At 43.9% G+C, this 24053-nt stretch carries 19 protein-coding genes and 5 pseudogenes; 7 read left to right on the forward strand and 17 right to left on the reverse strand.

Annotated elements, in window-relative coordinates; all coding sequences use genetic code 11:
- The first annotated feature begins 263 nt into the window (after positions 1-263).
- The 4 genes from L693_RS0107675 (at position 264) to L693_RS0107690 (ending at position 6803) form a co-directional block, all read left to right on the forward strand.
- A complete protein-coding gene (locus tag L693_RS0107675) occupies positions 264-1514 on the forward strand; it encodes a nitrate/nitrite transporter (RefSeq protein WP_025716764.1) in 1251 nt (416 codons plus the stop codon).
- A 323-nt stretch (positions 1515-1837) separates the two neighbouring features.
- Positions 1838-3556 (forward strand): NAD-dependent malic enzyme, encoded by a 1719-nt coding sequence (locus L693_RS0107680; protein ID WP_025716765.1) that lies wholly within the window; start codon positions 1838-1840, stop codon positions 3554-3556.
- Between the two features lie 100 nt (positions 3557-3656).
- Positions 3657-4616: an AEC family transporter gene (locus L693_RS0107685; RefSeq protein ID WP_025716766.1), complete on the forward strand. Its 960-nt coding sequence runs from the start codon at positions 3657-3659 to the stop codon at positions 4614-4616.
- 423 nt (positions 4617-5039) lie between these two features.
- On the forward strand, positions 5040-6803 hold the full coding sequence (locus tag L693_RS0107690) for a methyl-accepting chemotaxis protein (protein WP_025716767.1): 1764 nt from the start codon (positions 5040-5042) through the stop codon (positions 6801-6803).
- A 110-nt stretch (positions 6804-6913) separates the two neighbouring features.
- Here the strand turns inward: L693_RS0107690 and L693_RS0107695 are convergent.
- The 5 pseudogenes from L693_RS0107695 to L693_RS0107720 form a co-directional block, all read right to left on the reverse strand.
- Positions 6914-7243 (reverse strand): annotated as a pseudogene (locus tag L693_RS0107695) (glycosyl hydrolase 53 family protein); the annotation flags it as partial.
- Positions 7191-7934: pseudogene (locus L693_RS0107700) on the reverse strand (carbohydrate ABC transporter permease). The pseudogenes L693_RS0107700 and L693_RS0107695, both read right to left, overlap by 53 nt.
- 27 nt (positions 7935-7961) lie before the next feature.
- A pseudogene (locus L693_RS27825) lies at positions 7962-8818 on the reverse strand (ABC transporter permease).
- 272 nt (positions 8819-9090) lie between these two features.
- Positions 9091-9467: pseudogene (locus L693_RS0107715) on the reverse strand (sugar ABC transporter); the annotation flags it as partial.
- A 4-nt stretch (positions 9468-9471) separates the two neighbouring features.
- Positions 9472-9681 (reverse strand): annotated as a pseudogene (locus tag L693_RS0107720) (two-component sensor histidine kinase); the annotation flags it as partial.
- A 112-nt stretch (positions 9682-9793) separates the two neighbouring features.
- Between L693_RS0107720 and L693_RS30505 the strand changes: the two are divergent.
- Positions 9794-9946 carry a hypothetical protein gene (locus L693_RS30505; RefSeq protein ID WP_167518619.1) on the forward strand — a complete coding sequence of 51 codons (153 nt, stop codon included), beginning with the start codon at positions 9794-9796 and terminating at the stop codon, positions 9944-9946.
- A 16-nt stretch (positions 9947-9962) separates the two neighbouring features.
- Here L693_RS30505 and L693_RS0107730 read toward each other — a convergent pair whose 3' ends face one another.
- The gene (locus tag L693_RS0107730; RefSeq protein WP_025716773.1) at positions 9963-10400 is read right to left on the reverse strand and encodes a NucA/NucB deoxyribonuclease domain-containing protein; all 438 of its coding nucleotides are present in this window, start codon (positions 10398-10400) and stop codon (positions 9963-9965) included.
- Between the two features lie 139 nt (positions 10401-10539).
- Here L693_RS0107730 and L693_RS0107735 point away from each other — a divergent pair, with 139 nt between their 5' ends.
- Together L693_RS0107735 and L693_RS0107740 are read left to right on the forward strand one after the other, a co-directional pair.
- A complete protein-coding gene (locus tag L693_RS0107735) occupies positions 10540-10737 on the forward strand; it encodes a hypothetical protein (protein WP_025716774.1) in 198 nt (65 codons plus the stop codon).
- 386 nt (positions 10738-11123) lie between these two features.
- Complete coding sequence (locus tag L693_RS0107740) at positions 11124-11426, forward strand: hypothetical protein (protein WP_007431081.1); 303 nt, start codon at positions 11124-11126, stop codon at positions 11424-11426.
- Positions 11427-11498: 72 nt separating this feature from the next.
- Here the strand turns inward: L693_RS0107740 and L693_RS0107745 are convergent, their stop codons facing one another.
- The 11 genes from L693_RS0107745 to L693_RS0107800 all read right to left on the reverse strand — a co-directional run.
- Positions 11499-13385 (reverse strand): Ig-like domain-containing protein, encoded by a 1887-nt coding sequence (locus L693_RS0107745; protein ID WP_025716775.1) that lies wholly within the window; start codon positions 13383-13385, stop codon positions 11499-11501.
- Between the two features lie 122 nt (positions 13386-13507).
- Positions 13508-13930 (reverse strand): hypothetical protein, encoded by a 423-nt coding sequence (locus tag L693_RS0107750; RefSeq protein WP_025716776.1) that lies wholly within the window; start codon positions 13928-13930, stop codon positions 13508-13510.
- A gap of 16 nt (positions 13931-13946) precedes the next feature.
- On the reverse strand, positions 13947-14615 hold the full coding sequence (locus L693_RS0107755; RefSeq protein ID WP_025716777.1) for a uracil-DNA glycosylase: 669 nt from the start codon (positions 14613-14615) through the stop codon (positions 13947-13949).
- A 342-nt stretch (positions 14616-14957) separates the two neighbouring features.
- Positions 14958-15419: a hypothetical protein gene (locus tag L693_RS31175; RefSeq protein ID WP_025716778.1), complete on the reverse strand. Its 462-nt coding sequence runs from the start codon at positions 15417-15419 to the stop codon at positions 14958-14960.
- Between the two features lie 63 nt (positions 15420-15482).
- A complete protein-coding gene (locus L693_RS31180) occupies positions 15483-15869 on the reverse strand; it encodes a glycosyl hydrolase 115 family protein (protein ID WP_331281073.1) in 387 nt (128 codons plus the stop codon).
- On the reverse strand, positions 15866-16093 hold the full coding sequence (locus tag L693_RS31185; protein WP_025716780.1) for a glycosyl hydrolase 115 family protein: 228 nt from the start codon (positions 16091-16093) through the stop codon (positions 15866-15868). Before L693_RS31185 ends, L693_RS31180 begins: the two co-directional genes overlap by 4 nt.
- A gap of 407 nt (positions 16094-16500) precedes the next feature.
- Entirely contained in the window at positions 16501-17793 is a 1293-nt protein-coding gene (gene aspS, locus L693_RS0107780; protein ID WP_231503557.1) for an aspartate--tRNA ligase, read from the reverse strand.
- Positions 17794-17870: 77 nt separating this feature from the next.
- Entirely contained in the window at positions 17871-20144 is a 2274-nt protein-coding gene (fabD, locus tag L693_RS0107785; protein ID WP_025716781.1) for an ACP S-malonyltransferase, read from the reverse strand.
- Positions 20145-20175: 31 nt separating this feature from the next.
- Positions 20176-21129, reverse strand: coding sequence for an acyltransferase domain-containing protein (locus L693_RS0107790; protein WP_025716782.1), 954 nt, complete (start codon positions 21127-21129; stop codon positions 20176-20178).
- A gap of 62 nt (positions 21130-21191) precedes the next feature.
- Positions 21192-22061, reverse strand: a complete 870-nt coding sequence (locus tag L693_RS0107795) for an SDR family NAD(P)-dependent oxidoreductase (RefSeq protein WP_025716783.1) — start codon at positions 22059-22061, stop codon at positions 21192-21194.
- Between the two features lie 61 nt (positions 22062-22122).
- A partial coding sequence (locus L693_RS0107800; protein WP_197029848.1) for a type I polyketide synthase occupies positions 22123-24053 on the reverse strand: 1931 nt, incomplete at its 5' end.

A 24053-nucleotide genomic window follows, 5' to 3' on the forward strand; every position in this document is an offset into this window, starting at 1 on the left:
AGCAGGTGTCGCACTTCATATTACAATCCGTCATTTCTATCTTTTGCGTTATATATATTGACATTATAGAAATCATTTTTTATAATCTGGATTAAAATCACCCGAACGTGATCATACCTGATTGGCGCACAATGAGGTGTGTCAACTACGGCAATGAAGCCGCAAATCATCCCGAGGCACCATGTAGGGAAGATTTGCGGCTTTTCATGTTCAACATTAACTTTTATAGACCAAGAACAAAATAGGAACAGGAGAGATGGAGAATGAACAAAAAAAGTTTCTGGCGAAGCGGACACAAGCCCACGCTATTTGGCGCCTTCCTGTATTTTGATATCAGCTTTATGATATGGGGGATGATTGGCCCACTGTCCGTTGTCATTGCTAACGACTACCCAATGGACCCTTTACAAAAAGCCAACCTTGTCGCTCTTCCGGTACTGGGCGGTTCCCTGCTCCGGCTCGTACTTGGCTTCATGTCAGATTATATCGGTCCAAAGCGCACCGGACAAATCGGTATGCTTGTGACATTCATTCCTCTCCTGCTCGGCTGGATGTGGGTTGACTCGCTAGAGCAGTTGTACATTGTCGCTCTGCTGCTGGGTGTAGCTGGAGCCTCATTTGCAGCTGCGCTACCCTTAGCCAGTCAATGGTATCCGAAAGAGCATCAAGGCTTGGCTATGGGAATTGCTGGTGCTGGTAATAGCGGCACCGTTCTGGCGACCTTGTTTGCCAACCGTATCGCACAGTTTTTTGGCAGTTGGGAGGTCGTTTTCGGATTGGCCATCATTCCAATCTTCATCGTCTTCATTTTATTCAGTATTTTTGCCCGTAACAGCCCTAACCGCCCTGCACCCAAACGTCTGTCGCAGTACGCTTCGGTGCTTAAACAAAGAGATGCATGGGTGTTCTGTGCTTTTTACTGCGTGACGTTCGGCGGATTCGTTGGACTTTCTAATTATTTGACCATTTTCTTTAACACCCAATACGGTCTCTCTGCTGTGCATGCTGCTGATTTTGCAACCGTTTGTGTGATTGCCGGGAGCTTCTTTCGTCCTGTAGGCGGCTTTTTGTCAGACCGGATCGGGGGTTCGCGCATGTTAATGGTTTTATATGCTGGAGCCGGGATCATGCTCGCAGGCATTGCATTTCTACCGCCGCTTGCCCTGGTCGTAGTGCTGCTTTTTGTAGGCATGATGTGTCTTGGCGCTGGCAACGGTTCTGTATTCCAGCTCGTGCCGCAGCGGTTTGGAAACGAAATAGGACTCATGACCGGCATTATTGGCGCTGCGGGTGGTATTGGCGGGTACTTACTTCCTTTAATTCTCGGCAATCTGTACAAATTAACAGGTTCCTATATGCCGGGCTTTATCTGTCTGAGTCTGATCACCTTCTGTGCCTTTGCTCTCGTCATCATCATGCAGCTTAAATGGCGCAACAGCTGGATGAGCCCTCCTGCTCCAGTTAATGATGAAGCCACCCGTCGTCTCGGCGAATTAAAGGTTGATGTCCAATAAAGCTACCCTTTTTTCAGTTCAACCCATAAGCTTTAACTTCAATGATATAAAATTGAAGTTAAAGCTTTTTTATTTTATCATAATGCAATGAAAAAAATCACATTTAATAAAAATTTACCGAAAATATCATGAAAATTAAATGAATGTTTCATATGAAAATCAAAGAAAAACGTTTCTATTTTCATAATTTTTCATATGAAAACACTTATATAACCATTTTTCACACAACATACTTGTTCACTTGGTCTAAAATAAGGCGTATACTTGTTCACGCAATGTTCAAGGTGTAACGAAATGTAATTTTTTAGAAAGAAGGAATCAGAATGCGTGCTTTTCATCTTACTGAAGACGGATCTATTGAAACCAAATTAACAGGAAAAGATCTGCTCGCCAATCCGTTGCTGAATAAGGGAGTGGCTTTTACTCTTGAGGAACGGCAACAGCTTGGACTTGACGGCCTGCTCCCTCCTACCATATTAACCATTGAGGAGCAGGTTCAACGGGTATATGAGCAATTCCAGAGCCAACCGGACAATTTACGCAAAAACGTTGCGTTAAATGATCTGTTTAATCGAAATACCGTCCTGTACTATCGTTTGCTCTCCGAGCATCTAAGCGAAATGCTTCCAATTGTTTATACGCCAACGGTTGGTCAGGCTATACAGGAATACAGCCATGAATATCACAAACCCGGTGGCATGTATTTATCTATTGATAATCTCGCAGGAATTAATGAAGCTTTTAAAAACTTGAACCTGGAACCTGATGATATCGATCTCATCGTCGCCACAGATTCCGAAAGTATTTTGGGTATTGGTGACTGGGGAGTCGGGGGAATTAACATCTCCATCGGTAAGCTTGCTGTTTATACAGCCGCTGCGGGAATTGACCCCAGCCGGGTACTGGCAGTTGTTCTTGATGCAGGTACAAACAACGAAAAACTGCTGGAAGATCCACTATATATGGGGAACCGTCATAAACGTGTTCGCGGAGAGCAATATGACCAATTTATTGACACGTATGTTCAAACTGCGCTCTCTTATTTCCCGAATGCATTGTTGCACTGGGAAGATTTAGGTAATGTTAATGCGCGCAACATTATCAACAAATATGGAAGCCGTATTTTGACATTCAATGATGATATTCAAGGTACTGGCGCGGTTACACTCGCAGGTGTGATGTCCGGTGTTCAATTGTCTGGAATCCCGCTGAGCAAGCATCGAGTTTTAGTCTTTGGTCCAGGCGCTGCCGGTATCGGTAATGCAGATCAAATTAGTGCAGCCATGATGCTGGAAGGACTGTCTGAAACCGAAGCCAAACGCAACTTCTGGGCTTATGATTACCGCGGCCTGCTTACCAATGAAACGGAGGGACTTTTCCCGTTCCAAGTTCCTTATGTACGAGATGCCGATGAATGCCGTGACTGGGAACATGCTGAAGATGGTAAAATCCCTCTGCTGGAGGTCGTTCGCCGTGTGAAACCGACGATTATGATTGGTACCTCCGGTGTTGCCGGGGCATTTAGTGAGGAAATCGTGAAAGAAATGGCCAAGCATACCGAACGTCCAATTATTATGCCTATGTCCAATCCGACTCCGCTGGCTGAAGCAACCCCGCAAGACTTGATCCGCTGGACTGAAGGAAAAGCACTTATTGCCACGGGAAGTCCTTTTGAGCCGGTAATCTACAACAATATCAAGTATGAAATCGGACAATCCAACAATGCTTTCGTATTCCCGGGTCTTGGTCTTGGCGCAATCGTAGTAAAATCGAAAATCATTACAGACAGCATGTTTGCCGCTGCTGCTCATGCAGTAGCTGAAATGGTTGATTTGTCACAGCCTGGAGCTGCCCTGCTTCCAAAAATCAGCGAACTGCGAGAAGTATCTGAAGCTGTAGCCATAGCTGTAGCTAAAGCTGCAGTTCAGGATGGAGTAGCACGTCATCAGCCGGATGATATCGCGCAAGCGGTTCGGGATGCGATGTGGAACTGCAATTATAAACCCATCAAACAATATGGTCAGGGAGCCGTCTTGGTTTAAAGAATAGCGAACAGCATCAAGTTGTACTTGCATACAAGCAAAGTGATTATTTAACTGATGTCCGCCATTTTTGGCGGACATCTTCATTGGAGGCGACATTGTGGCTACAGGTCATATCTTTATTATCTTAATTCCTATTTTCTTTGTCATTTTAATTGGTTATTTGGCAGGATTGTTTAAGGCGTTTAACCCCGCTTCTTCGAAAGGATTAAATACATTAGTGACCAAATTTGCTCTACCTGCACACTTGTTTATTGGTATTACGACGACACCAAGAGAAACGTTGATTCAAAAGTGCCCCTTTCTTGTCACTCTGCTTCTTGGTATAATCGGTTTTTATATTGTATTGCTCGTAGTATATCGCTTATTCGCCAAAAAAGGCTTGACTGAATCCTCCATGTTCGCATTGAATTCAACACAGCCCTCGTTTGCATTCATGGGGATTCCGGTTCTGGGAAGCTTGTTCGGAAGCGCGGCAGTCGCTATCCCGATTGCAATTACCGGTATTGTCGTTAATGCAATTCTCGATCCGCTTGCAAGTATTTTGGGAACGGTCGGCCAACGCAAAACAACAGAATCAGACGAAACTAAAGGCCACTTATTTAAAGTCACTATGAAGTCAGTCCTTCATGGACTCAGTGAACCGCTTGCCTGTGTGCCTTTGATCGGTGTCGTGCTTACTCTATGCGGATTTCAAGCTCCAAAGCTACTGCAATCAATGTTTGATCAAATCGGCAATATTACTGCCGGTACAGCTCTGTTTGCCATCGGGGTAACCATCGGGATCAAAAAGATTACATTCAGTCCAAAAGCCCTTAGCATTGCAGTGCTGAAAGCCATCGTGATGCCTGTTGTTATGTTGGGTATTGCTGTTCTGGTAGGACTATCCCATGAAGATGTAACCAAGGCTGTACTGCTTGTCGCTTTTCCCGGCTCAGCAGTTGCCGCTATGATCGCTACCCGATATGAAACACTGGAAACGGAAGCAGCATCTTCTTTTGTCATTAGCTCAGTATTATCGCTTATTTCACTCCCGCTGCTCATTTCACTTCTTGTATAATGACAGGAACTTTATAGCTCTCAGCGAGATGCAGGTTAAACATAATGATCTGGGCATCCGTTTGCTATCATTTATCTTATTTTTTAAATATTGTCCAAACAATAAAGCAATTCAACTATATTTTTAATATATTATGATTGGAAAATAGCATAACACTCCGTTTTACCGACAAGCGGCGGCCTCACAGCTTCATCAATGGTGGCCGCCGCTTGTTATTTTTATTAATTTTCCCATACGATCCCGTTTCCCTTATTATCCATTTTTTTCATTTCAATCGAAGAAATAACCTTTGTCGTTTATCAATAAGCAGTCAATATACTCCAACTTTAATAAATAGCTAACATCTAGAAAGGTAATTGACGAAATATATAAGGGATAGATGTACCGAAGCATTAAAATATAAAAACAAAGGAGAAGAAACACGTGAAAAACTTGAAGTGGAGCACTATGTCCTTTTTTGGTAAGAATCTATTAATTTCTTTTATCAACATCGTATTAATAGGTGCTATTCTCATCACATCCAGCTATATTCTTCAAGAGAATATTCTGACCACCCAGTTGCAAGATCAGGTTAAAGTGCTGACCAAAAAATGGGCACATGATGTTGACAAAGCAAAAATACAACAAGCATTGAGTGAAAAAGATTATAACGGTTCTGCTCAACAGGATCTACGCAAATTTCTCGATTCTATTCACACATTTTATCCTAATGTTGCCCAAGCTTACATATTTGGCACAGAATTAAATGAAGGAAATCAAACCTCCGTGATTAGCATTCCCACAAACTTAGTTAAATCTTTCCAGGACTCAAAGCTGAATATAGGAGATATGTACACCCTTCCGGACGCGAATGTAAAAGCTGTAAATAAAATGCTTGAATCCAAACAATCGGCGTTGAGCAACTTTTACTCTGACGATTTTGGAATATGGACTACCATTGTTTACCCGATTACAGATGAAAGCGGAAAAATCACAAGTGCCATTTACTTTGACGTAGACGCGAGCTCTGTACCTGCTGGACTTCATAAGCTCATTGTATATGGTGTATCCCTGCTCATTCTGTTCCTTGCTATCTTCTTAACGATTCAATATTTGCTGGTTAAACGCACCCTCTCCCCGATTCGCAGCCTGATGAAGGGCATTGAGGAAGTCAGCGAGGGGAATCTGAATGTAGAAATCAAGACAGGTCTGGATGACCTTGGCATCATCAATCAAAAGTTTAATACCATGATCAAGCGCATTAACGATACAATGGTAAAAGTACAGGATACGACGCAGGAAGTTACGGAATCAGCTCAGGAATTACTAAGTATTAGTGAGCAAAACAGTACAAATACGAACGTCATTAACAACAATATGAAAGAGATTTCCCAAGGAATTGAAGCACAAACCCATGCTGCAATTGAAAGCTCCAGGGCCATGAATGAAATGTCTACGGTCGTTCAGACGATTGCCGGAAGCTCCTCTTCCGTGGCAGATGAAGCTTACTCTATGGAGAAACGCTCTGTTGAAGGTAATCAGGTTGTGCAAAGGGTTTCTGCTCAAATGGCTTCCATTTCCAGCTCAATGGAGAAAACCTTTGTCTCCATTAATGCACTGCAAAGCCGTTCCAACGAAATCAGCAACATCGTAAACATCATCACTGGCATCGCCAGCCAAACCAATCTGCTTGCACTGAATGCCTCTATTGAAGCTGCCAGAGTTGGTGAAGAAGGTAAGGGCTTTGCTGTCGTCGCAGGAGAAGTACGCAATTTGGCTGAACAATCCCAAGAGTCTGCCAGACAAATTGCCGAGCTGATTGAGGAAATTCAAAAAGAAATTGAGCAAACCGTAGAAGGTGTCAGCCTCGGCTCGAAGGAGGTCCAAATCGGACTGGAGGTAACCAAACAGACAGGTGAAATGTTCTCAGAGATTTTAAGTGCCGCCAATAAAGTATCGTCACAAATTCAGGAGGTTTCCAGTGCAACGGAACAGATTTCAGCCAGCACACAGGAAATGACAGCAACCTCTGACGAGTTATCGTCCACGATCAGCAAAACATCGGACAGCAGCAAACAAATTGAACATACGATCGGAGAACAAGCCCAGTCCATGGCTTCCATCGTGAATGCCTCCGACAAGCTGTCGTCGATGTCTCGCGAGCTGGAGGAGCTTATTTCATTCTTCAAAGTCGACCGAAAAGCCTAAACTGATAGCCTTTATCCATAAGTCACAGATAACAATCAAGAACCTCTATTCTGCATAACATGCAGAATTAGAGGTTCTTTGGCATTACTGTAATCAGTTCCAGATTAGTTTTAGTTTAAAAATCCTTCCAGCGCTGAGGTAGGCTTTCCGTCAGCCTGCCAAGCACCCTTGTTGTAGCCCTTATTGTAACCCGGGGTTGCAGCCGGCTCCCAATAAAACACCCCTGCTCCTTTGCCGCCTCCGATGTTCCGAACCTTCGTTTTGATAGAGGAAATAAATGCCTTGGAAGCTTCGGGTTCATTATAATCCATCCCGATTTCACTGATGACAATACCTTTACCGTACTTTGCAATGAGGCTATTGGCATTAGTAATCGTCTGCTCCACCTTACCCTGCCAGTCGGAAGGAGATGGATACAGAGACAGCCCGATTCTGTAAAAATGGATATACAATGAGAATAGGCGCAGCACCAATAAAAATTTGCGGTGCATTCACTGTTGTTTGTGAAAGCAATTCCATCTCTTTGGGGCTCATACTCATGGAGCTCATGTCCTTCTGAATGATTACCGTTTGCAGGAATGTCGCCAAATGGCCTGCCCCGTCAATCAGTGCAGCCTCTTCCATCTCTTTGGGTATTCCTCTAAAAAAGTTCAACATGAGGATTACGAGAAATGTATTAACCGCTCCCGGCAAAACAAGTACCCAAAAGCTGTCCATGAGATGAATCTTTTGTATAACCATATAAAATGGAACCAGACCACCGTTAAAAATCATACTGAATACGAACAGCCATGAATATACATTTCGGCTACGGAATACAGATGCTTCTTTTGAAAGTGGATAAGCAGCCAAGAAAGTAATTAGCAGCGTCAAGCCAGTTCCCAGTACGGTCCGAAGAACAGAAATCCAGATAGAGTGCAGAGAAATAGGATTATTCATCGTCTTCTTGTAGGCTTCTAATGAAAATTGCACCGGTCACAGTCCAACCAGATTGGCTTCTGCTGCTGATTTGGCGCTAAATGATACCGCCAATACATGAATCAGCGGAACGATACACATGATGGATAAAAATACAAGCAAACAAATATTAAACACATTGAAGATGCGGTATGCCGTTGTTTTATGATACATGACTCTCCCTCTTTCAGCCTTGTGGAATCAAAATATGCGGTAGCCTGCCCATTTGTATGCAAGTCGATAGGAAACCAGAATGAGAATCATACTGATCACAGATTTAAACAATCCGATGGCGGTAGCAAAGCCCATCTCCCCGTTAATTAACGCTGTCCGATAGACGAACGTATCAATAATATCGCCTTTTTGGTATACAAGCGGGTTGTAAAGGTTGAAAATCTGATCGAAGCCGGCATTCAGTACATTGCCCAGTGCAAGTGTACCCAATAACTACCACCATCGGAATTAGTGAAGGCACTGTAATATGCTGCGTTTGTCTCCAGCGGCTTGCCTCGTCCATCTCTGCTGCTTCATACAACGAAGGATTGATCCATGCCAGTGCGGCCAGAAAAACGATGGTGTTGTAGCCAAACTCCTTCCATATATCTGATACGATCACCGTAATGCGAAACCAGTTATTGTCTCCCAAAAAAAAGATGGGCTGGATTCCAAAACTCCCAAGAATCCGGTTCATAAAACCATCTGTAGCCAACAGGTCCACCAGAATTCCGCCCAAGATTACCCACGACAGAAAGTGCGGCCAGGTAAACCAATGTCTGAATGGATCGCTGAAGTGCGACCTTGCGAACTTCATTCAGCAGAATAGCGAAAACAAATGGAACAAGCAGATTGAAAAACATCTTTAGTACCGTGATAATTAGCGTATTCCAGACGACTTGAAGGCTGTCCTCCCGCTGGAACAAGAAGCGGAAATTATCCAGTCCAACCCACTCGGAACCGGTTATACCCAGCCAAGGTTTGTAATTTTGAAAGGCCATCACAATGCCGCCCATTGGAATGTAGCTAAATACAATTAAAAAAATGATGGCTGGCAGCAGCATGATATGAAATGGTTACGTACGTTGCAGACTTCTCATTGCAGTTCCTCCTGTAACTCTCATGGTATACTTCAATTATAGAAGCGTTCCTGCGATCCCAACAGTTCAAAAAAACAACATATATAGCACAAAAGCATTCAATTTTCAGTCTCGTCAGGCGAATAAAATCATAGCTTGCAACCATAAAGATAACACACTCATTTCCAATTTATCTGGTGGCTTGTATGAAAAAGGCTGCCCGTTTGGGACAGCGTGTCTATCAGTTTCAACTGTGTTTACTTTTCAGTGCTCTTATACCATTCGTTCACTTCTTTTGTAATTTGATCCCTTCGGCATTTTTCCATGTCTGTACGAAGGGATCAAAAGCCGAAATCAGCTGTTTGCCATAAATAATTTCATTGAAGGTCTGGTTTTCAATCTTATCCAGATAGTCCTTTTTGGCCTTCATCGTTGGCGTAGTAGGTCCCGTGAACTGATCCTTCATGGAGATGTCTTTCTGCTCCATTAACACCTTGGCAGCCGCAGGAGTATCTTTTCCGTGATTAACCAATACATCCTTCTCCAGACGGGTCTTCGCTTCTCCCCCGTCAGCCAAGCTTAACAAAGCCTTCATTTGGGCATCAGGTACACGTGCTCCATCACGAACCAGCAAATTGAATCAGTAGATGCGGCCAGGAGGATATCATTTCAATATTCGTATTCACTTGATTTTGAAAAAAAGTCAGTTGATTATAGTTAGACTGATTCAGTTCGTTACGCAACACGCCTGTCGTCATCTGATTTGAGTAGACATACAGGATTAATACAGGAATCAACAATACGATAACGATGGAGACAATTTTCGTATAAAAATTAAATTTAAACAAGTGATATACACATCCTCTGCACGAAAACAGGCATACTAAAGAGTATGCTTGAGCCCTGACCTTCCCCGCTGTCATTACATACTATACAGTATCAACGGTTGGCGGTGATAAAATGTTTGACGCTAAGCAAATGGAATGGTTCAATCAACTATCTGCTGAAGATCTGGCTATTTTAGGCGCCGGCTTCACTACACTAGGTGATTTTTTTGATTTTTTGGCGTTGGTTAAGGCCAAGCAGGAACCTCCTAAGGGGAAAAAAAAGTAAGCCTACTACATTACGACTATTTCACGACGAATTTTACGCGAGTTCCATCTTCGTACTCATCCAATTGATGACTTACCCATGACCCTGCCCCACGGTTATCCTTAGGAGCTATGTATTTGACATTTGCACCTTTGCCACCCTCTGAACACATCGCCATCGGCCATTCATCTCGATCGTATCCTTTGCGAGCAGGAACTCCTGCAAGCGACTGCTTGCGATTTTGCTCTGCTCCTTCACGATCAATAGTGCACACCGATGATTTTCCCGTCTGAATCGCTTCCTTGATATGCTGTGCTGTTTCAGGATAACGATCTGTCGGAAAGTGCAGCGTAAACTGCGCCGATGAGGACGTATTTTCCTCTGTTGTTTTCGTAAGGAGATCGGCTCCTCTAAACCAATACGCGCCCGCTGCCAATAGTACTACGTATATAAAACTTAACAACTTTTTCTTCAATTTCCCTCTTCCCTTCAAGCTATTCCAGTGGATCCCTTCACCCAAGGAATCCCTGGATTTTATTTTTCGTAACCCCTTACGGACTATAAACAAAGATTGAATATTCGACGACAAATAGTATAGAGAGGAGGCTGTACAGATGAACGATGAGATCAAACTGGCCGTGAGCCACATGCAAGCTGTTGTAATCCGGTTACACAATGGAAGTACCGTAATTGGCTGGCCCAAGCTTCTGTCTGACCCAGAAGACGACCAACGATTCAAGCTTTACGATGGCGAACACGTATATACGATTTCAGTTCAGGACGTCGATACTGTCGCACGAGTTATTGTTTAAGATAAAACAAACGACTCAATGTAATATCCAGCGGATAAGCCCAAACAAGGCACACCACAGGAGAAGACTAATTAATACTCCCCAAAATAAACCTTTAAAAAGCTTCATACCATACTGACAACCTTTCCGACTGGCTTTTCAACATTATAACATGCCAGAAAGATACCTGTCGCAGTCCGCTTCACAGCATCATCTTCATATTATATATTTTAAAATTTAAAATCACAGCGCAAAGGTAGTTTGCAATAATTCCGAAAATTATGCCTGATCACCAATGAAAATGCAATCATGACATAATAAAAATCACATTTTAATCAAAATTTAATGAAGTTTTTCCGAAAATAATATATAATTATTTACACAATAAAACGTACGAGGTGATCATCATGGCATTGTTAAATAGAGTACAGGAATTAAAATTGCAACTACCTAACGAGCATCATAGCATCTCGCAATATGTGGAGCATGCACTGCATTCGATTGATAATTTTGTGGAGCAGCATCGTCAATTTGTAGCCGCTCAGGCTTTATATGGTGAGAAAATCAATGGTACGGAAGAAAGACTGTTCCGCGATACGATTTCCGAGATTAAAGCCCAATTGGTAGCTACTTTGGAAAAGACGGTTGAAGACTTCGCCCACAGAGGCGATAAGCATTGGAAAAACCATTATCAGGACGGCGTAGAGTAATTTAAAAAGTAACCCCCGGTCATTGGGACCGGGGGTTACTTTTTTATAAGTCGATAGGACAAAGCTCGAAAATTATTTTAGCACTCTGGCAAATGTCGAAACAGTCTTGCCACCATAGACCACTTTGATACTGGAGCTTCCGCTAGATATTGCCTTCACCTGTCCGCCTGTTACCTGTACAATCGACGGCTTGGAAGATGTCCACACCGCTGAGCTTGTCACATTGGTCATTGTCCCTGAATCATAAACTGCATTTACGCCAAGCACTTGAGAGGAACCTTTAGGGAGCTCCAGGTTCTTGTTGCTCAAAACCAGCTTGAGCAGCTTAGGCGTCACCTTGATCTCTACGTTAAACAACTTGTCTTGGTATGTCCCTGTAATGGTTGCTGTTCCAATTCCAACCGCATTAATAGATGACCCTTTTACGATCGCTACGGAATTATTCGATGTAGTCCATTTTACTTTGCTGCTCAGCGTAGCTTTTTTACCATCTGTATATATGCCGATGACTTTGATGGACTTGCTCTCTTTCAAATTCATCTCAGCACTCGTAAAGCTTGGGGTCAATGCAGAAATAGCTCCTTCCACAATGACAGGCACCTTTATGAATTTATTCATATATATTGCCTTGATCCCTGAGTTGCCACCACTTACCGCTTTCACTTTACCATTTCCTACTGTAACTGCGGCTGTTGTAGCTTCCCAGCTTACCTGATTCGTAACATCAAGTGTTGCGCCACCAGCCATGTGGGCTTTTACTGTCGGAATACTCGCTTCTTGTCCTGCAACCAGGACATACTTTTTCTCAGAAGCCGTCAGCTTGAGCACTTTGTATTGCACGGTCACCGGAATATCCAGCTTGATTGCACCTACGGTGGCTGTCAATGTTGCACTACCTGGGTTCACTGCAACCAGCTTGCCATTTGCTATTTTGACTGCACTTTCACTGCTTAAACTCCATTTCACATCGGATTGAACTGCTTTTTTAGTCCCATTGACCAAATAAGCAGATATCGTCGGAAGAGAAGTTTGGCCACCGGTTTCGAGAGCCAGGTTGGCTTTGCTCGATACCAGCTTTTCAACAGTCGGCAGTACGTTAATCTTCAAAGTTTTGCTCAAACCGTGATAGGACGCTGTAATCGTCGAATTCCCTGCATCCATCGGAGTGATTTTACCCTGCTCCACTGTCGCAACCAGCGGATTGGACGAAGTCCATTCTGCCGTATTGGTTACATCGGTTTTGCTACCCGTCAGGCTTACATCGGTTGCATTGACCTGAATTGGGGAGCTTCCCATAAAGACCGATTTGGAACCGGACGCACTCAATGTAAATGCCTGGGAGGAAGAACGTACATACACCATTATTTGTGCTTTAAGTCCATCATTGCTCGCTTTAATGTAGGCTACGCCTTTGGCAAGTGGACGTACAAGTCCATTTTCTACTGTAGCAACAGTGGAATTCGAAGACGTCCATTCCACGTCGGACACATTTTCCGTCCCGCCTCCGGTGAGCACTCCTTGAGCAGTCAATTGCTTCGATTCTCCGCCAATCGTCAGATTGATGGGACCTGAAGGATTTAATTGCAGCTTAGTGTAAGGCGATTTTACTGTAATTGTCGTCGTTACCGTCCGATTTTCATGTGTGGCGGTAACTTTGACCTGCCCTTTCGATACCGGGGTAATGAGTCCCTTTTCTACCTTTAGAATACTAGAGTCCCCGGAGATCCATTCAGCATCTTGAGTTACATCCCTTTTGCTGGACGCTGTCACAAGCCACACTTTTAATTGGGCAGGGTTCCCGCCCAAATTTACTGTGGTCGGATTTTGACTATCCCACTGGACCGTGTATGACGTGCTCTCCTCAGCCCGGATCAAACCTGCTGGCCATGCCGCGAATACAAACATCAGCAAAGCTAGTAAGAAGGTACTCCGTTTGCTCATACGTTTCATGCGTTCCATTCGTTTCTCTCCCTTTGGTTTCATCTTTATAAATAGGGTATTATTAACAAGCCCATTACCTTTTATCGGTAAACAGCCAATTAATTTGAACCCTTAAACGAAAAAAAGGTGAATTATTACAGTTAAAGCTCTCCGCGCAGCGACCTCACCACGAACAAATGCCCTTCCTTTGACAAGGTTTGTCCATCTTCAAGCACAACATCGTGATCTGTATGACTAACCAACTTAATATTGTAAGCAATCAGCTGGTCATCTTGCCAAACCGTAACTGCTGATTGAAAATGAATGGCATTATCAAACTGCAATGGAACGCTCATTATGTAGCCAAAAGAGTTCAGCTTGGCCGGGTGGCGGCTTCGGCGCTCACGTCCGGGAGGAAGCATGGAAATATACGCAATATTTTCAAAAGGAATAGCCAACATTTTCGGGCCTAAAATAACGCACTTGCGTGTATCATCCCATTTTTCGAGCGTCCCGCGCACCTTCTGGGTATGACCGTTGTTGCCATGATATAAGATGACCTGACGTCCCTTCCACTGACGCATGTCCCCACCTCCAGTGCTAGCGGTTAGGAATCTCCCACCGAATCGGTTCCATTCCATGCTCCTGCAAAAATGCATTGGTACGCGAAAAAGGTTTGCTGCCAAAAAAGCCTCTGTGAGCCGCCAATGGGCTTGGATGGACGGATTTCAGCACCAAATGCTTGCTGGTATTTACGAAGCTTGCTTTTTTCTGAGCATGGCTGCCCCACAAAATAAACACTGCGGGCTGCTCACGTTCATTAATCGCTTCAATCACAGCGTCCGTGAAACGTTCCCAACCTATTCCCTGATGAGACTGCGGTTGTCCTTCACGTACGGTCAGCACATTGTTCAGCAGCAGCACGCCCTGCTCAGCCCAAGGAACGAGGTAGCCCTGATTCGGAATAGGAGTGCCAATATCATCGCGCATCTCTTTGTAAATATTTTGTAGTGACGGCGGCGTGCGCACACCTGGTCTAACGGAAAAGCTCAAGCCGTGAGCTTGTCCCTCTCCATGATAGGGGTCCTGACCCAGTATAACTGCTTTGGTAAGATGATATGGCGTTAATTTGAGTGCTGAAAATAAATCTTCTTTCGGGGGATATACTTTGTGTATCTTGTACTCACGGGCTAATGTGTATCTTAATTCATTAAAGTAAGGCTTTTCGACCTCTTCCCGTAATACATCATCCCAATCATTCCCAAACATAACTCCTGTCTCCTCTCGCTATGTAGATCTCTCAAATTGCAAGCTTTTTATCCAAAAAAATAAGCTGACCCCTCATCCGGAGCCAGCTTATTTATTCGTTACTTGGGTTTCTATGCCGAAGGACCAGAAAAGTATTCTTACGATAGTTAGTTACCGCAGGGTCTAAATTCGATTTCCTCATTATAGCATTAATGATATTGATGTCAAGTAACTGAAAGCTTAAATTCGCCCAAATAAAAGCTTCGGCGTATCATGCATATCCCTAACATGGGTAAACAGTGCGCTGGCCTGTGTCCCCTTATTATAATCAATGGCGTCCAAACGAACTGGAGTCTGCTGGAGTCACTTCATGAAAAGGACCTTTTCCAAGAAGCGTGCCAATTCATCATCGAGTAGCGGCTTACGATGCGTATTCTCCAGGTAGATATGTCTTTCAGTTTCCGGCATGATATATTGTTTGTACCACAGGAACATATCAGGACTATCTCCCTGCATTCGGAGAAATCTCCGCACTGTGTCCGCATGAAAAATGGTGCTATCGAGACTAGTCAACCAATCCCCGCCCGGTAGAAATGCTCCCATCTTCCAAGTCTCCGAGAGCGAAAGCGCTTCTTTACCCGTCTGGTAGCTCCAAACGGCATGCGAAGCTTGTATAAATGCTCGTGGATAGTCTTCTTCAGGAAATAACCCGTAAGCGATGCAGAGATGGGCCAGCCCGCGGCAACCACTTAGATACAATTCAATCTGTACAAGAAGCTGATTATATAGTCTGCGATATTCATCTTCAGGCAATTGCTTCATCATTTATAGACACCGCTCTCGCAGTTCAACCCAGCCGGGAATAGCCAACTCGGCTTTTTCCTTGAACTAGCGTACCTGTTCAGCAAAAGGTTTTTCTCCAGCAGTCCAGCACAGCCGTTCGTCACTGCCTTCTTTGCCTTGCAGCCAAAAGCCCATAATTTGCCGAGCTGGATGGTGATAGAATTCCTCCCCAGCCCGATCATCCTTATGCGGGCCATAAACGATAGTACAACGGGAATAATCCCGGTATAATTGGCAAATCTCTTGCTGCTGACGACTGTATAGCTGCCCGATAAAGTCAGCAAGATGCTCTTTAACATCCACGTTACCATACGTCCATAAATTTGCTGCCAAATCCAGAGTATATAAATGCGGTAAAATATTACCCGAATTGACCAACAGATACTCGTCTGCTCCTACGGTAAATGCTGTCGTTAATTCGTCAACAATCAGCTCGGCAGAGGAGGGAAATTGCGTAAGATGGTTCGAAAGGAAGGATCATTTTCCCAAAAAGGCTTGTCTCCCTGTCCACGAAAAGACAATACCCATACAATTTTCTCCCCCTTCTGCCTTTCAATCGCTTCCTGCCATAGCTGCTCAAACAACTCGGGATGCTTTTGGTAGCTGGCCTGTTTCCCCGGAAAAGCGCGCAAAAACATCTCTGCACCCAGCTCCATAGTGGGCATCCTCCTCTTCCTCCGCATAACGGATCATGATCGAGGCCTCATCCTCTGTTTGTAACGGCTTTTTCCCAAAACTTGCTCATGATCTCGCGCAATCATTCTCCAGGCGTGGGCAGCTGGTACACTTCCACCAGCTTGAATATTGTATCCGCTTTCATATGAAATGATCAAAGTTTCACAGGGTTTCATGTATTGTCATCTCCTATTCAACGATGAAGATTCTTCTTATCTTTATTTTATAGGTTGGTGACACACTTATATAGCCTATAATAGGATTTTCGCAAGTAAAGACATTGAATTTTTCAAATAAAAAAAGTCGTAAGTTCTCGCTTTCGTGAAAGCTTACGACTTTTTACAAGAGACCAAGAACCGGTACAGTATAATCTGTTTATTCTGTTTATTTATTCTGGTTGCGGCTGCGGAACTGCCAATGTTATATGAACATCTCTTAATTGTTTGTCCGTGACCTCCGAAGGCGCTCCCATTAATATATCCTGCGCTTTGCTGCTCATCGGAAAAGCAATAACCTCTCGAATATTCGATTCATTGGCAATGATCATAACAATCCTGTCGATACCAGGTGCTATGCCCGCATGAGGCGGTGGCCCAAATTGGAAAGCATTAAAGAGTGTAGGAAATTTACTCTTGATATCCCCATATGTATAACCAGCGATCTCAAAAGCTTTTACCATAATCTCCGTATCATCGTTACGGACAGCACCCGAGAACAGTTCAATCCCATTACATACAATATCATATTGGTACGCAAGAATATCAAGAGGGTTCATATTCAGCAGCGCATCCATACCACCCTGCGGCATCAAAAAAGGATTATGGCTGAAACCTATATTATGAGTATCAGGGTCCAGTTCAAACATAGGGAAATCAACGATCCAGCAAAATTTTAACAGTTCCTTTTCCAGCAAATCCAGTCTTTTGCCTAATTCATTTCGAACAGCACCGGCTATTTTTTCGACATTTTTAAGTTGATCAGCTGCAAAAAACAATGCATGTCCTGGGCTAGCTTGCGTTACATGTATTAATTCGTTTTTTACCCCTTCAGAAATAAATTTTGCAATAGAGCCGCTAAGAGACATGTCATCATTGAACTTAATCCATGAAAGCCCTTTTGCTCCAGCTTCAACAGCAAAGTTTACCATATCGTCATAAAAGCTTCTTGGCTGTGCTCCACAACCAGGAACAGCAATAACTCTTATCGTTTTATTTTTAAATACCTTAAACTCAGTCTCTTCAAACAGTTCTGTAACATCTTGGATGGTTAGCGGATTTCTTAAATCAGGTTTATCGCTTCCATATTTGAGCATAGCTTCTTTATATGGAATTCTACTAAAAGGCTTTGGGATTTTAAAATTTGTAAATTCAGAAAAAACTTCATATAGCATATTTTCAACTACATTAAAAACATCTTCCTGTGTCGCGAAAGCCATTTCCAAATCCAACTGATAAAACTCGCCGGGTGATCTGTCTGCCCTTGCATCCTCATCTCTAAAGCACGGAGCAAATTGGAAATATTTATCAAAGCCTGAAACCATTAATAATTGTTTAAATTGTTGAGGGGCTTGAGGCAAGGCATAAAATTTGCCTGGATGCACTCTGCTAGGAACTAAATAGTCTCTGGCCCCCTCTGGAGATGAACTTGTCAGGATGGGTGTCTGAATCTCTAAAAAATTCAAATCAATCACCTTATACAATATTTTATGCCCGTTATTCTCTTAACCTTCAAAAATCATGTCTCAAAATAGCTAGTCCCTCACATTATAGTTAAAGCTTTATACCTTTCATTCAGGTATTTTGCAGTTTCAACCATTATTTTTTGTCCTATTTCATCTACATGCCTGTTCTTCCAATCCTCAAGGACCGTTCCCTTAACCCACTGGTTAAACGCACCAAGGGCTGGTCCGCAGTGTACCTGATAATCAACCTTACTGTTTTTGTCTCCATTCATTGCAAGTCGTGTAGAATAAATAAAGTACCATCTAAATATCAACGCCATCTTACGTTTGGGAATTCTTTCAGCTTTTTCAATGACCTCAGCAGGGTAATAAGCTTTAATATCTTCGTATACCTGTTCAATGCTCTTCTTAAAATACTTTTCTTCAATATATTTTTTGGTTTCGCCATCAATTTCATCTATGGAATTATAATTGCGGTATAGATCGTATAATTTATTCGCCCTGGCCGGGAAAAAGACTCCTTTTTTCATAACCTGAATTTTTGCTCCCATTTCAAACATATCCCCTGCCGGGGCGTAGTCTGTATCCTGTATGTTTAACTGCTGGAGCAAATCCTTGACATCATCACTTGTCCCCGCTTCAACCGTACACTGGTTAATGGAACCCGTCATGATAAAATCAGCACCCAGTATAAACGCTGCCGCAGCTGCTTGTGGTGTTCCTATCCCCCCGGCTGCCCCCACTCTTATGCTTGTACTGTATTTATACTTAAGTATCGCTTCATCTCTCATTTTGAGCATGACCGGAACCAGTACATATGCGACCGCATGATCCGTATGCCCGCCTGAATCAGCTTCGACGCACAGATCGTCTACCATAGGAATTTCCATCGCCATTCGAGCCTCATCCCGGCTTATCCTATGTTCCTCCAGCAGTTTATTTACGATATTCTGAGGCGCAGGGCTCAAGAAGGCCTCAACAACCTCGGGTCTTGATACTTTAGCAATAATCCTGTTCTGCGGTGTTACGATCCCCTTTTCATTTCGTCTCAGACCTTTCAGCCTGTACCTTACCAAAGAAGGCGTTATACTCATAAACGCAGAGGCTTCAATATTTCTAACACCGTATTTTATGTACAAATCAACGATGTTATCTTCTACCTCCAGGTGATCGGGAACATGAATAAGATTCATTCCATAGGCTTCGCCAGGGTTCAATTCTTTCTGAATATACTTTATTGCTTCCTCAAGGGTCCCTAACTTCACTCCCCCTGCTCCAAAGAATCCCATCATCCCTGCCTTTCCTGCTTTTACGACCATCTCTTTTGATGATATTCCCTTATACATGGAGCCTATAAGATACGCATATTTAAGTCCATAATATTGCTTGAATTCGCTATGACCAAGAGACTCCGCAGTAAATCGTTGGCAGGATATACTATTCTCCGACTTTACTTCCTGTACCTGCTCGTTGCGTTCTTCATCCTCCCTCACCACCAGCGGTTCTGCTTCTCGTTGTATGGCATTAACCAATCCTGTTATGACTTTTCCAGGCCCGACCTGGAGAAACTGGGTTACATTTTTACCCATCATATATCTTATACTTTCCGACCACTTGACCGGACTTACGATCTGGTTGATCAGCGTACTTCTTGCCTCCTGCTGCTTGTAGGGTCTGGCATAGATATTTGAAATAACCGGTATTTTTAATTTCGAAAACTCGAATTGCGACGCATAGGCCTCAAATCTCTGTCTGGCATCTTCCAAATACCTGGAATGAAATGCTCCGCTTACATTTAAAACCACATAGTTTGTGGCTCCTGCATCCTCAAAAATAGGCTGCGCCTGCTCAATCATGTCCTTTGGTCCTGAGATGACAATCTGACTTGGCGAATTAAAGTTGGCAACATCAATCTCCATTAAATTATTTTTCTCGATAACTTCTCTAAATACTTCTTCCTTCAAGCCTATGACCGCTGCCATTCCACCACCGGTAGCCTTAACCATCAGCTCTCCTCTTTTTTTAACCAGCTTTAAGCCGGTTTCAAAGTCAAATGCTTCTGCGGCAAATAAGGCATTGTATTCACCCAGGCTATGTCCTGCAACATAATCGGGTTTTCTTCCAGTCTCTTTTAATTTGTTCAGATAACTCAAAGCGTTTACGACAAATAGTGCCGGTTGGGTATAATCCGTTTGTCCCAATTGATTGGCAGGATCCTCAAGGCACAGCTTCTTAATGGAATAACCAAGAATAGCATCCGCTTTTGTAACCAAATCCTGAAATTCGTCAAACAGTTCTTCCCCCATGCCTTTAGCTTGAGCACCTTGTCCAGGAAACAGATATGCGATCATTTGTGTCCTCCTTATTCGTAGTGAATGCATATTAGTCGAATATTTCAAATAGGCGATCCAAATTTTTCACATCATTTTGAAAAGGTGAAAGTATGGAACAAATGCTTGCCTTTTTCTTGCTGCCAAAATGGTACTTCACAAAATTAGCAAGAGTGCCTGAGGGCCCAAGGTCAATATAAACAACCCCGTCCCCGTCTCCCAGATCGTTTAGAGCGCTCCGAAAATGGATAGGCGTTCTAGCGACATTCCAAAAAAAACGGTTGTCAAGAGAAGCCGCCTTCCCGCCGTACATGGATGAGACAACCTTTATTGCCGGGGTCTTTACGGTCTTAAGCTTTAAAAACGCTGTATATTCCAAGGCTATAGGGTCAATTAAGGAAGAGTGAAAAGCAAACTGGACCGGAAGTCTTTGACATATAATCTCATTTGCTGTCAAGCAGTGTTCAATCTCTTCCAGGCCCTCACAACTGCCGGAAACGACGAAATGCGAGTCATAGTTAATCGACGCTAACTCTGAGTTGGCATTCAATACGGGTATTTGGTCGTATAGACTGAGGTCGCCAATTACGGCCAGCATGCCACCCTTCGGACAATAGGTTTCCACCATTTGTGCTTGCTTGACAATACATTGAAGAGTGTCCTCATAGCTCATACAGCCAGCCGCAGCAGCAGAGGCAAACTCACCGAGGCTGGAACCCAAAACATAATCGGGATAAATGCCCCTTTCCAGCAACACCTGTGTGAGGGCATACTCCACCATGAAAATTGCAGGGTGAGTATATAATAGGCTGTCGAACACGTCTCCCCTCTGACGGGTGTCGTCGTACAGCACTTTTAATACAGACCTGCCTGTAATATCCGTATGAATCTCATCTAGCCTGGTCATCCATTTTCGGAAAACAGAATTTAACCTGTATAATTCTTTTCCCATGCCGTAGTATTGTGAGCCCTGGCCTGAAAACATAAAAACCACAGAACTGTCCATTCTAATCCCCCATAAACCTTTTTATCGAGATACATGCAATAAAACCCTTTTTAATGAATATTTTACAGTAAATTGCGGACTACCTGCATTTGGGACGGTGTGGGATTAATTTCGTTGAGGATATTCTCCATGTGTTGTTTTATTACAGGTTTGAATTTCGGCTCTGTTATGATATATAGCTGCCCTTTTTGGATTCCCGTAAAAATCTGATCTGCGACCTCCTCTGGAAGTATTCCATTCTCGACGGCCTTGCGAGCTAATTGATTAATGACTTGCCGTTCAGGGGGAAGATTTCCGCCCGGTTTACTCAGCCCCGTCGGGCGGTTTCGCTCGGCATCCATAATTTGGGTGCGGACGAACCCTGGGCAGACAACTGAAACTCCCACATTGGAACCTGTCAGTCTGAGTTCTTGGTATAGAGTTTCAGACAGGCTTAAAACGGCATGTTTTGACGCGCTATATATTCCATTTCCGGGACCGGACAACAGACCGGCAATGGATGCTGTATTCACAATATGACATGCGGTTTTCTGTTTCAGCATAATAGGAACAAAAATTTCAGTTGCAAAAAGAATCCCCCAAATGTTCACGTTTATTACCCACTGCCAGTCTGCCACCGTATTTTCCCACAATAAGCAGCCAGTGCCGGCATCCACTCCTGCATTGTTGAACAATAAATGCACAGCGCCAAAAGTCTGAACCGTCTTTTGCGCTAATGCACGAATATCAGCTTCTTTGGAAATATCCGTCACCACGGATAGTGTAACTGCGCCCATGTCTTTCAATTGTTTTTCGGCCCTTAGAAGGGCCTCCTCCTCAATATCCGCGAGGACGACCTTCATGCCCTCATTTACACATCGGTCCGCAATAGCGCGGCCAATCCCGCTAGCAGCTCCCGTAACTACGGCTATCTTATCTTTAAACTCCCTCATGATTTACCTCCGGAATATTTTGTGTTGTTTCAGCTGACAGTGATCGGTTTCCCATTGGTGTTTAAAACAGGGCTGTCGGTAAAGGTATTCTGCGGACATTTTTATCCTTGTGGAGTGCCTCCCATGAAATCCTGCCCCCCTGGGTCCAATATATCGCTATATTTCCCATGTTTCCCTCTTCTAACAGTAACTGGGAAATGGTCTCTCCTATTTTCCCTGAAAGAAGCGCACTCGTCTTTGAGTCTTCTCTGCTTTCTCCTATAAATAAAGGAATAGACGCCCCTTCGGGTTCGTGGCCGCTATCGGCTAATTCGAGAAGCTCCCTAAGGCCAGTGAGCAGCTCCTCCCGCGTACTCGCTATGATTGCCGCCCGGCATGTCATTGCTTCACGGCCTGTCTGAAGTGTAAAAGCAATATCCTGTAAGGAGTCATCGCTCTGCTGCTCCAGATATTCCAGCAATTGTTTGGCAAGCGCTATCAGTCTCTCCCGGTTTATATCCGAGAGGACCACCACTTCGGTATGATCTGCCACTCGTGAATGAATGCTGTCTTTTTGCGAAGAGATATATTCTTCCAGAATGAAATGCACATTAGAGCCTCCTGCACCAAAGGAGCTTACGGTTGCCCGCAACGGGTATTCCCGCTCTTCCCCTTGGATCTCTATGACAGGCCGCTCCCATTCCTGAACCTCCCGCTGCAAATAAAATGGAGTATTACTGAAATTGATATTGGGGTTTAGCTTCTCGGCTTTAATTGTAGGAACCAGTTTTCGATGCCACAATTGCAATATGACCTTGGTTAGCTGTGATATCCCCGAAGCCGCTTCTGCATGGCCTATATTGGATTTGACTGAGCCAATGGCGCAAAAGCGCTGCTCGTTCGTGAATTTCTGGAATGCTTTATTCAAAGCGACCAGCTCAATAGGATCTCCCAACGTAGACCCATTTGCCGCAGCCTCCACATAACTGATCGTCCGAGGGTTAATGCCGGCTTTCAAAAAGTTTTCTTCGACTAATTGCGTCTGCGCATTGGGGTTAGGGATCGTATACCCATTGCTATGTCCCCCGTGATTGGTTGCCGTTGATTTAATAACCGCTAAAATGCAATCTCCATCCTGTACTGCCTTTTGAAGCGGCTTTAAAAGTACAGCTCCAACCCCTTCTGCCGGAAGATACCCGTCTCCATCCGCAAAACTTCTGCTATCTTGATGACTTCCAATCAACTGATTTTGACTGGATTCAATATACTTTTTGGGGCTGGTCAATAGATTCCCCCCGCCAGCTACCGCTATTTGACACTCTCCCCTTACCAAGCTTTCACATGCCATATGGACAGCTACAGCGGAAGAAGAGCTCATTGTATCAACGGATATGCTAGGTCCCTGGAAATTGAAATAATGCGACATGGGGTTAGCGACTGCAACGGACCCAAAGGATGTTACCCGTTGGGCAAAGTCTGGCTCTGTATCACAGGAGCAGTATTTATGATACGTAGCGCCAATGTAGACGCCAACCTTGTTCTGGTGTTTCTTCTGCAATACCTCTCGCGTATATCCTGCACTTTCAAGCAAATTCCAGATAGTTTCCAGAAAAAGCTGCTCCATGGGGTCCATTAAACTTACCTCATAGGGGGTGAGATGAAAGAATGCCGGCTCCGACAGGTTTATTCGTTCCATAAACCCGCCCCATTTGCAGTATGTTTTCCCCGGCTTGTTCCGCTCCTCGTCAAAATAAAGATTGTGCTCCCAACGTTCTTTTGGAATTTCAGTAATGCAGTCCTTGCTCTCCTGGAGATTTCTCCAGAATTCCTGAAGATTTTCAGCCCCTGGATATTTCCCGGATATCCCGATGACAGCAATGTCCATCGTTCCTGTTCCTTTTTCCTTCTCCTCCTGAGGCTCTACCTTGTCTGGCGAAAATTGAGGGCTCCGGAATATAGGTGAGGGTGCTTTTACAGTCTCTACGACCCTAGCGGGATTAGTTGCGGCTGCTG

Origin of the sequence: Paenibacillus sp. 1-18, assembly GCF_000520755.1 — a bacterium.
GTDB classification, from domain to species: Bacteria; Bacillota; Bacilli; order Paenibacillales; family Paenibacillaceae; genus Paenibacillus; species Paenibacillus brasilensis.

Coding starts and splice junctions, on each gene's coding strand:
- L693_RS30505 (WP_167518619.1), top strand. CDS start 9,794: ATGTTTGACGCTAAGCAAATGGAATGGTTCAATCAACTATCTGCTGAA.
- L693_RS31175 (WP_025716778.1), bottom strand. CDS start 15,419: ATGATGAAGCAATTGCCTGAAGATGAATATCGCAGACTATATAATCAG.
- L693_RS0107795 (WP_025716783.1), bottom strand. CDS start 22,061: ATGAGGGAGTTTAAAGATAAGATAGCCGTAGTTACGGGAGCTGCTAGC.
- L693_RS0107740 (WP_007431081.1), top strand. CDS start 11,124: ATGGCATTGTTAAATAGAGTACAGGAATTAAAATTGCAACTACCTAAC.
- L693_RS0107675 (WP_025716764.1), top strand. CDS start 264: ATGAACAAAAAAAGTTTCTGGCGAAGCGGACACAAGCCCACGCTATTT.
- L693_RS0107750 (WP_025716776.1), bottom strand. CDS start 13,930: ATGCGTCAGTGGAAGGGACGTCAGGTCATCTTATATCATGGCAACAAC.
- L693_RS0107735 (WP_025716774.1), top strand. CDS start 10,540: ATGAACGATGAGATCAAACTGGCCGTGAGCCACATGCAAGCTGTTGTA.
- L693_RS0107755 (WP_025716777.1), bottom strand. CDS start 14,615: ATGTTTGGGAATGATTGGGATGATGTATTACGGGAAGAGGTCGAAAAG.
- L693_RS31185 (WP_025716780.1), bottom strand. CDS start 16,093: ATGGAGCTGGGTGCAGAGATGTTTTTGCGCGCTTTTCCGGGGAAACAG.
- fabD (WP_025716781.1), bottom strand. CDS start 20,144: ATGATCGCATATCTGTTTCCTGGACAAGGTGCTCAAGCTAAAGGCATG.
- L693_RS0107790 (WP_025716782.1), bottom strand. CDS start 21,129: ATGGACAGTTCTGTGGTTTTTATGTTTTCAGGCCAGGGCTCACAATAC.
- L693_RS0107745 (WP_025716775.1), bottom strand. CDS start 13,385: ATGGAACGCATGAAACGTATGAGCAAACGGAGTACCTTCTTACTAGCT.
- L693_RS0107680 (WP_025716765.1), top strand. CDS start 1,838: ATGCGTGCTTTTCATCTTACTGAAGACGGATCTATTGAAACCAAATTA.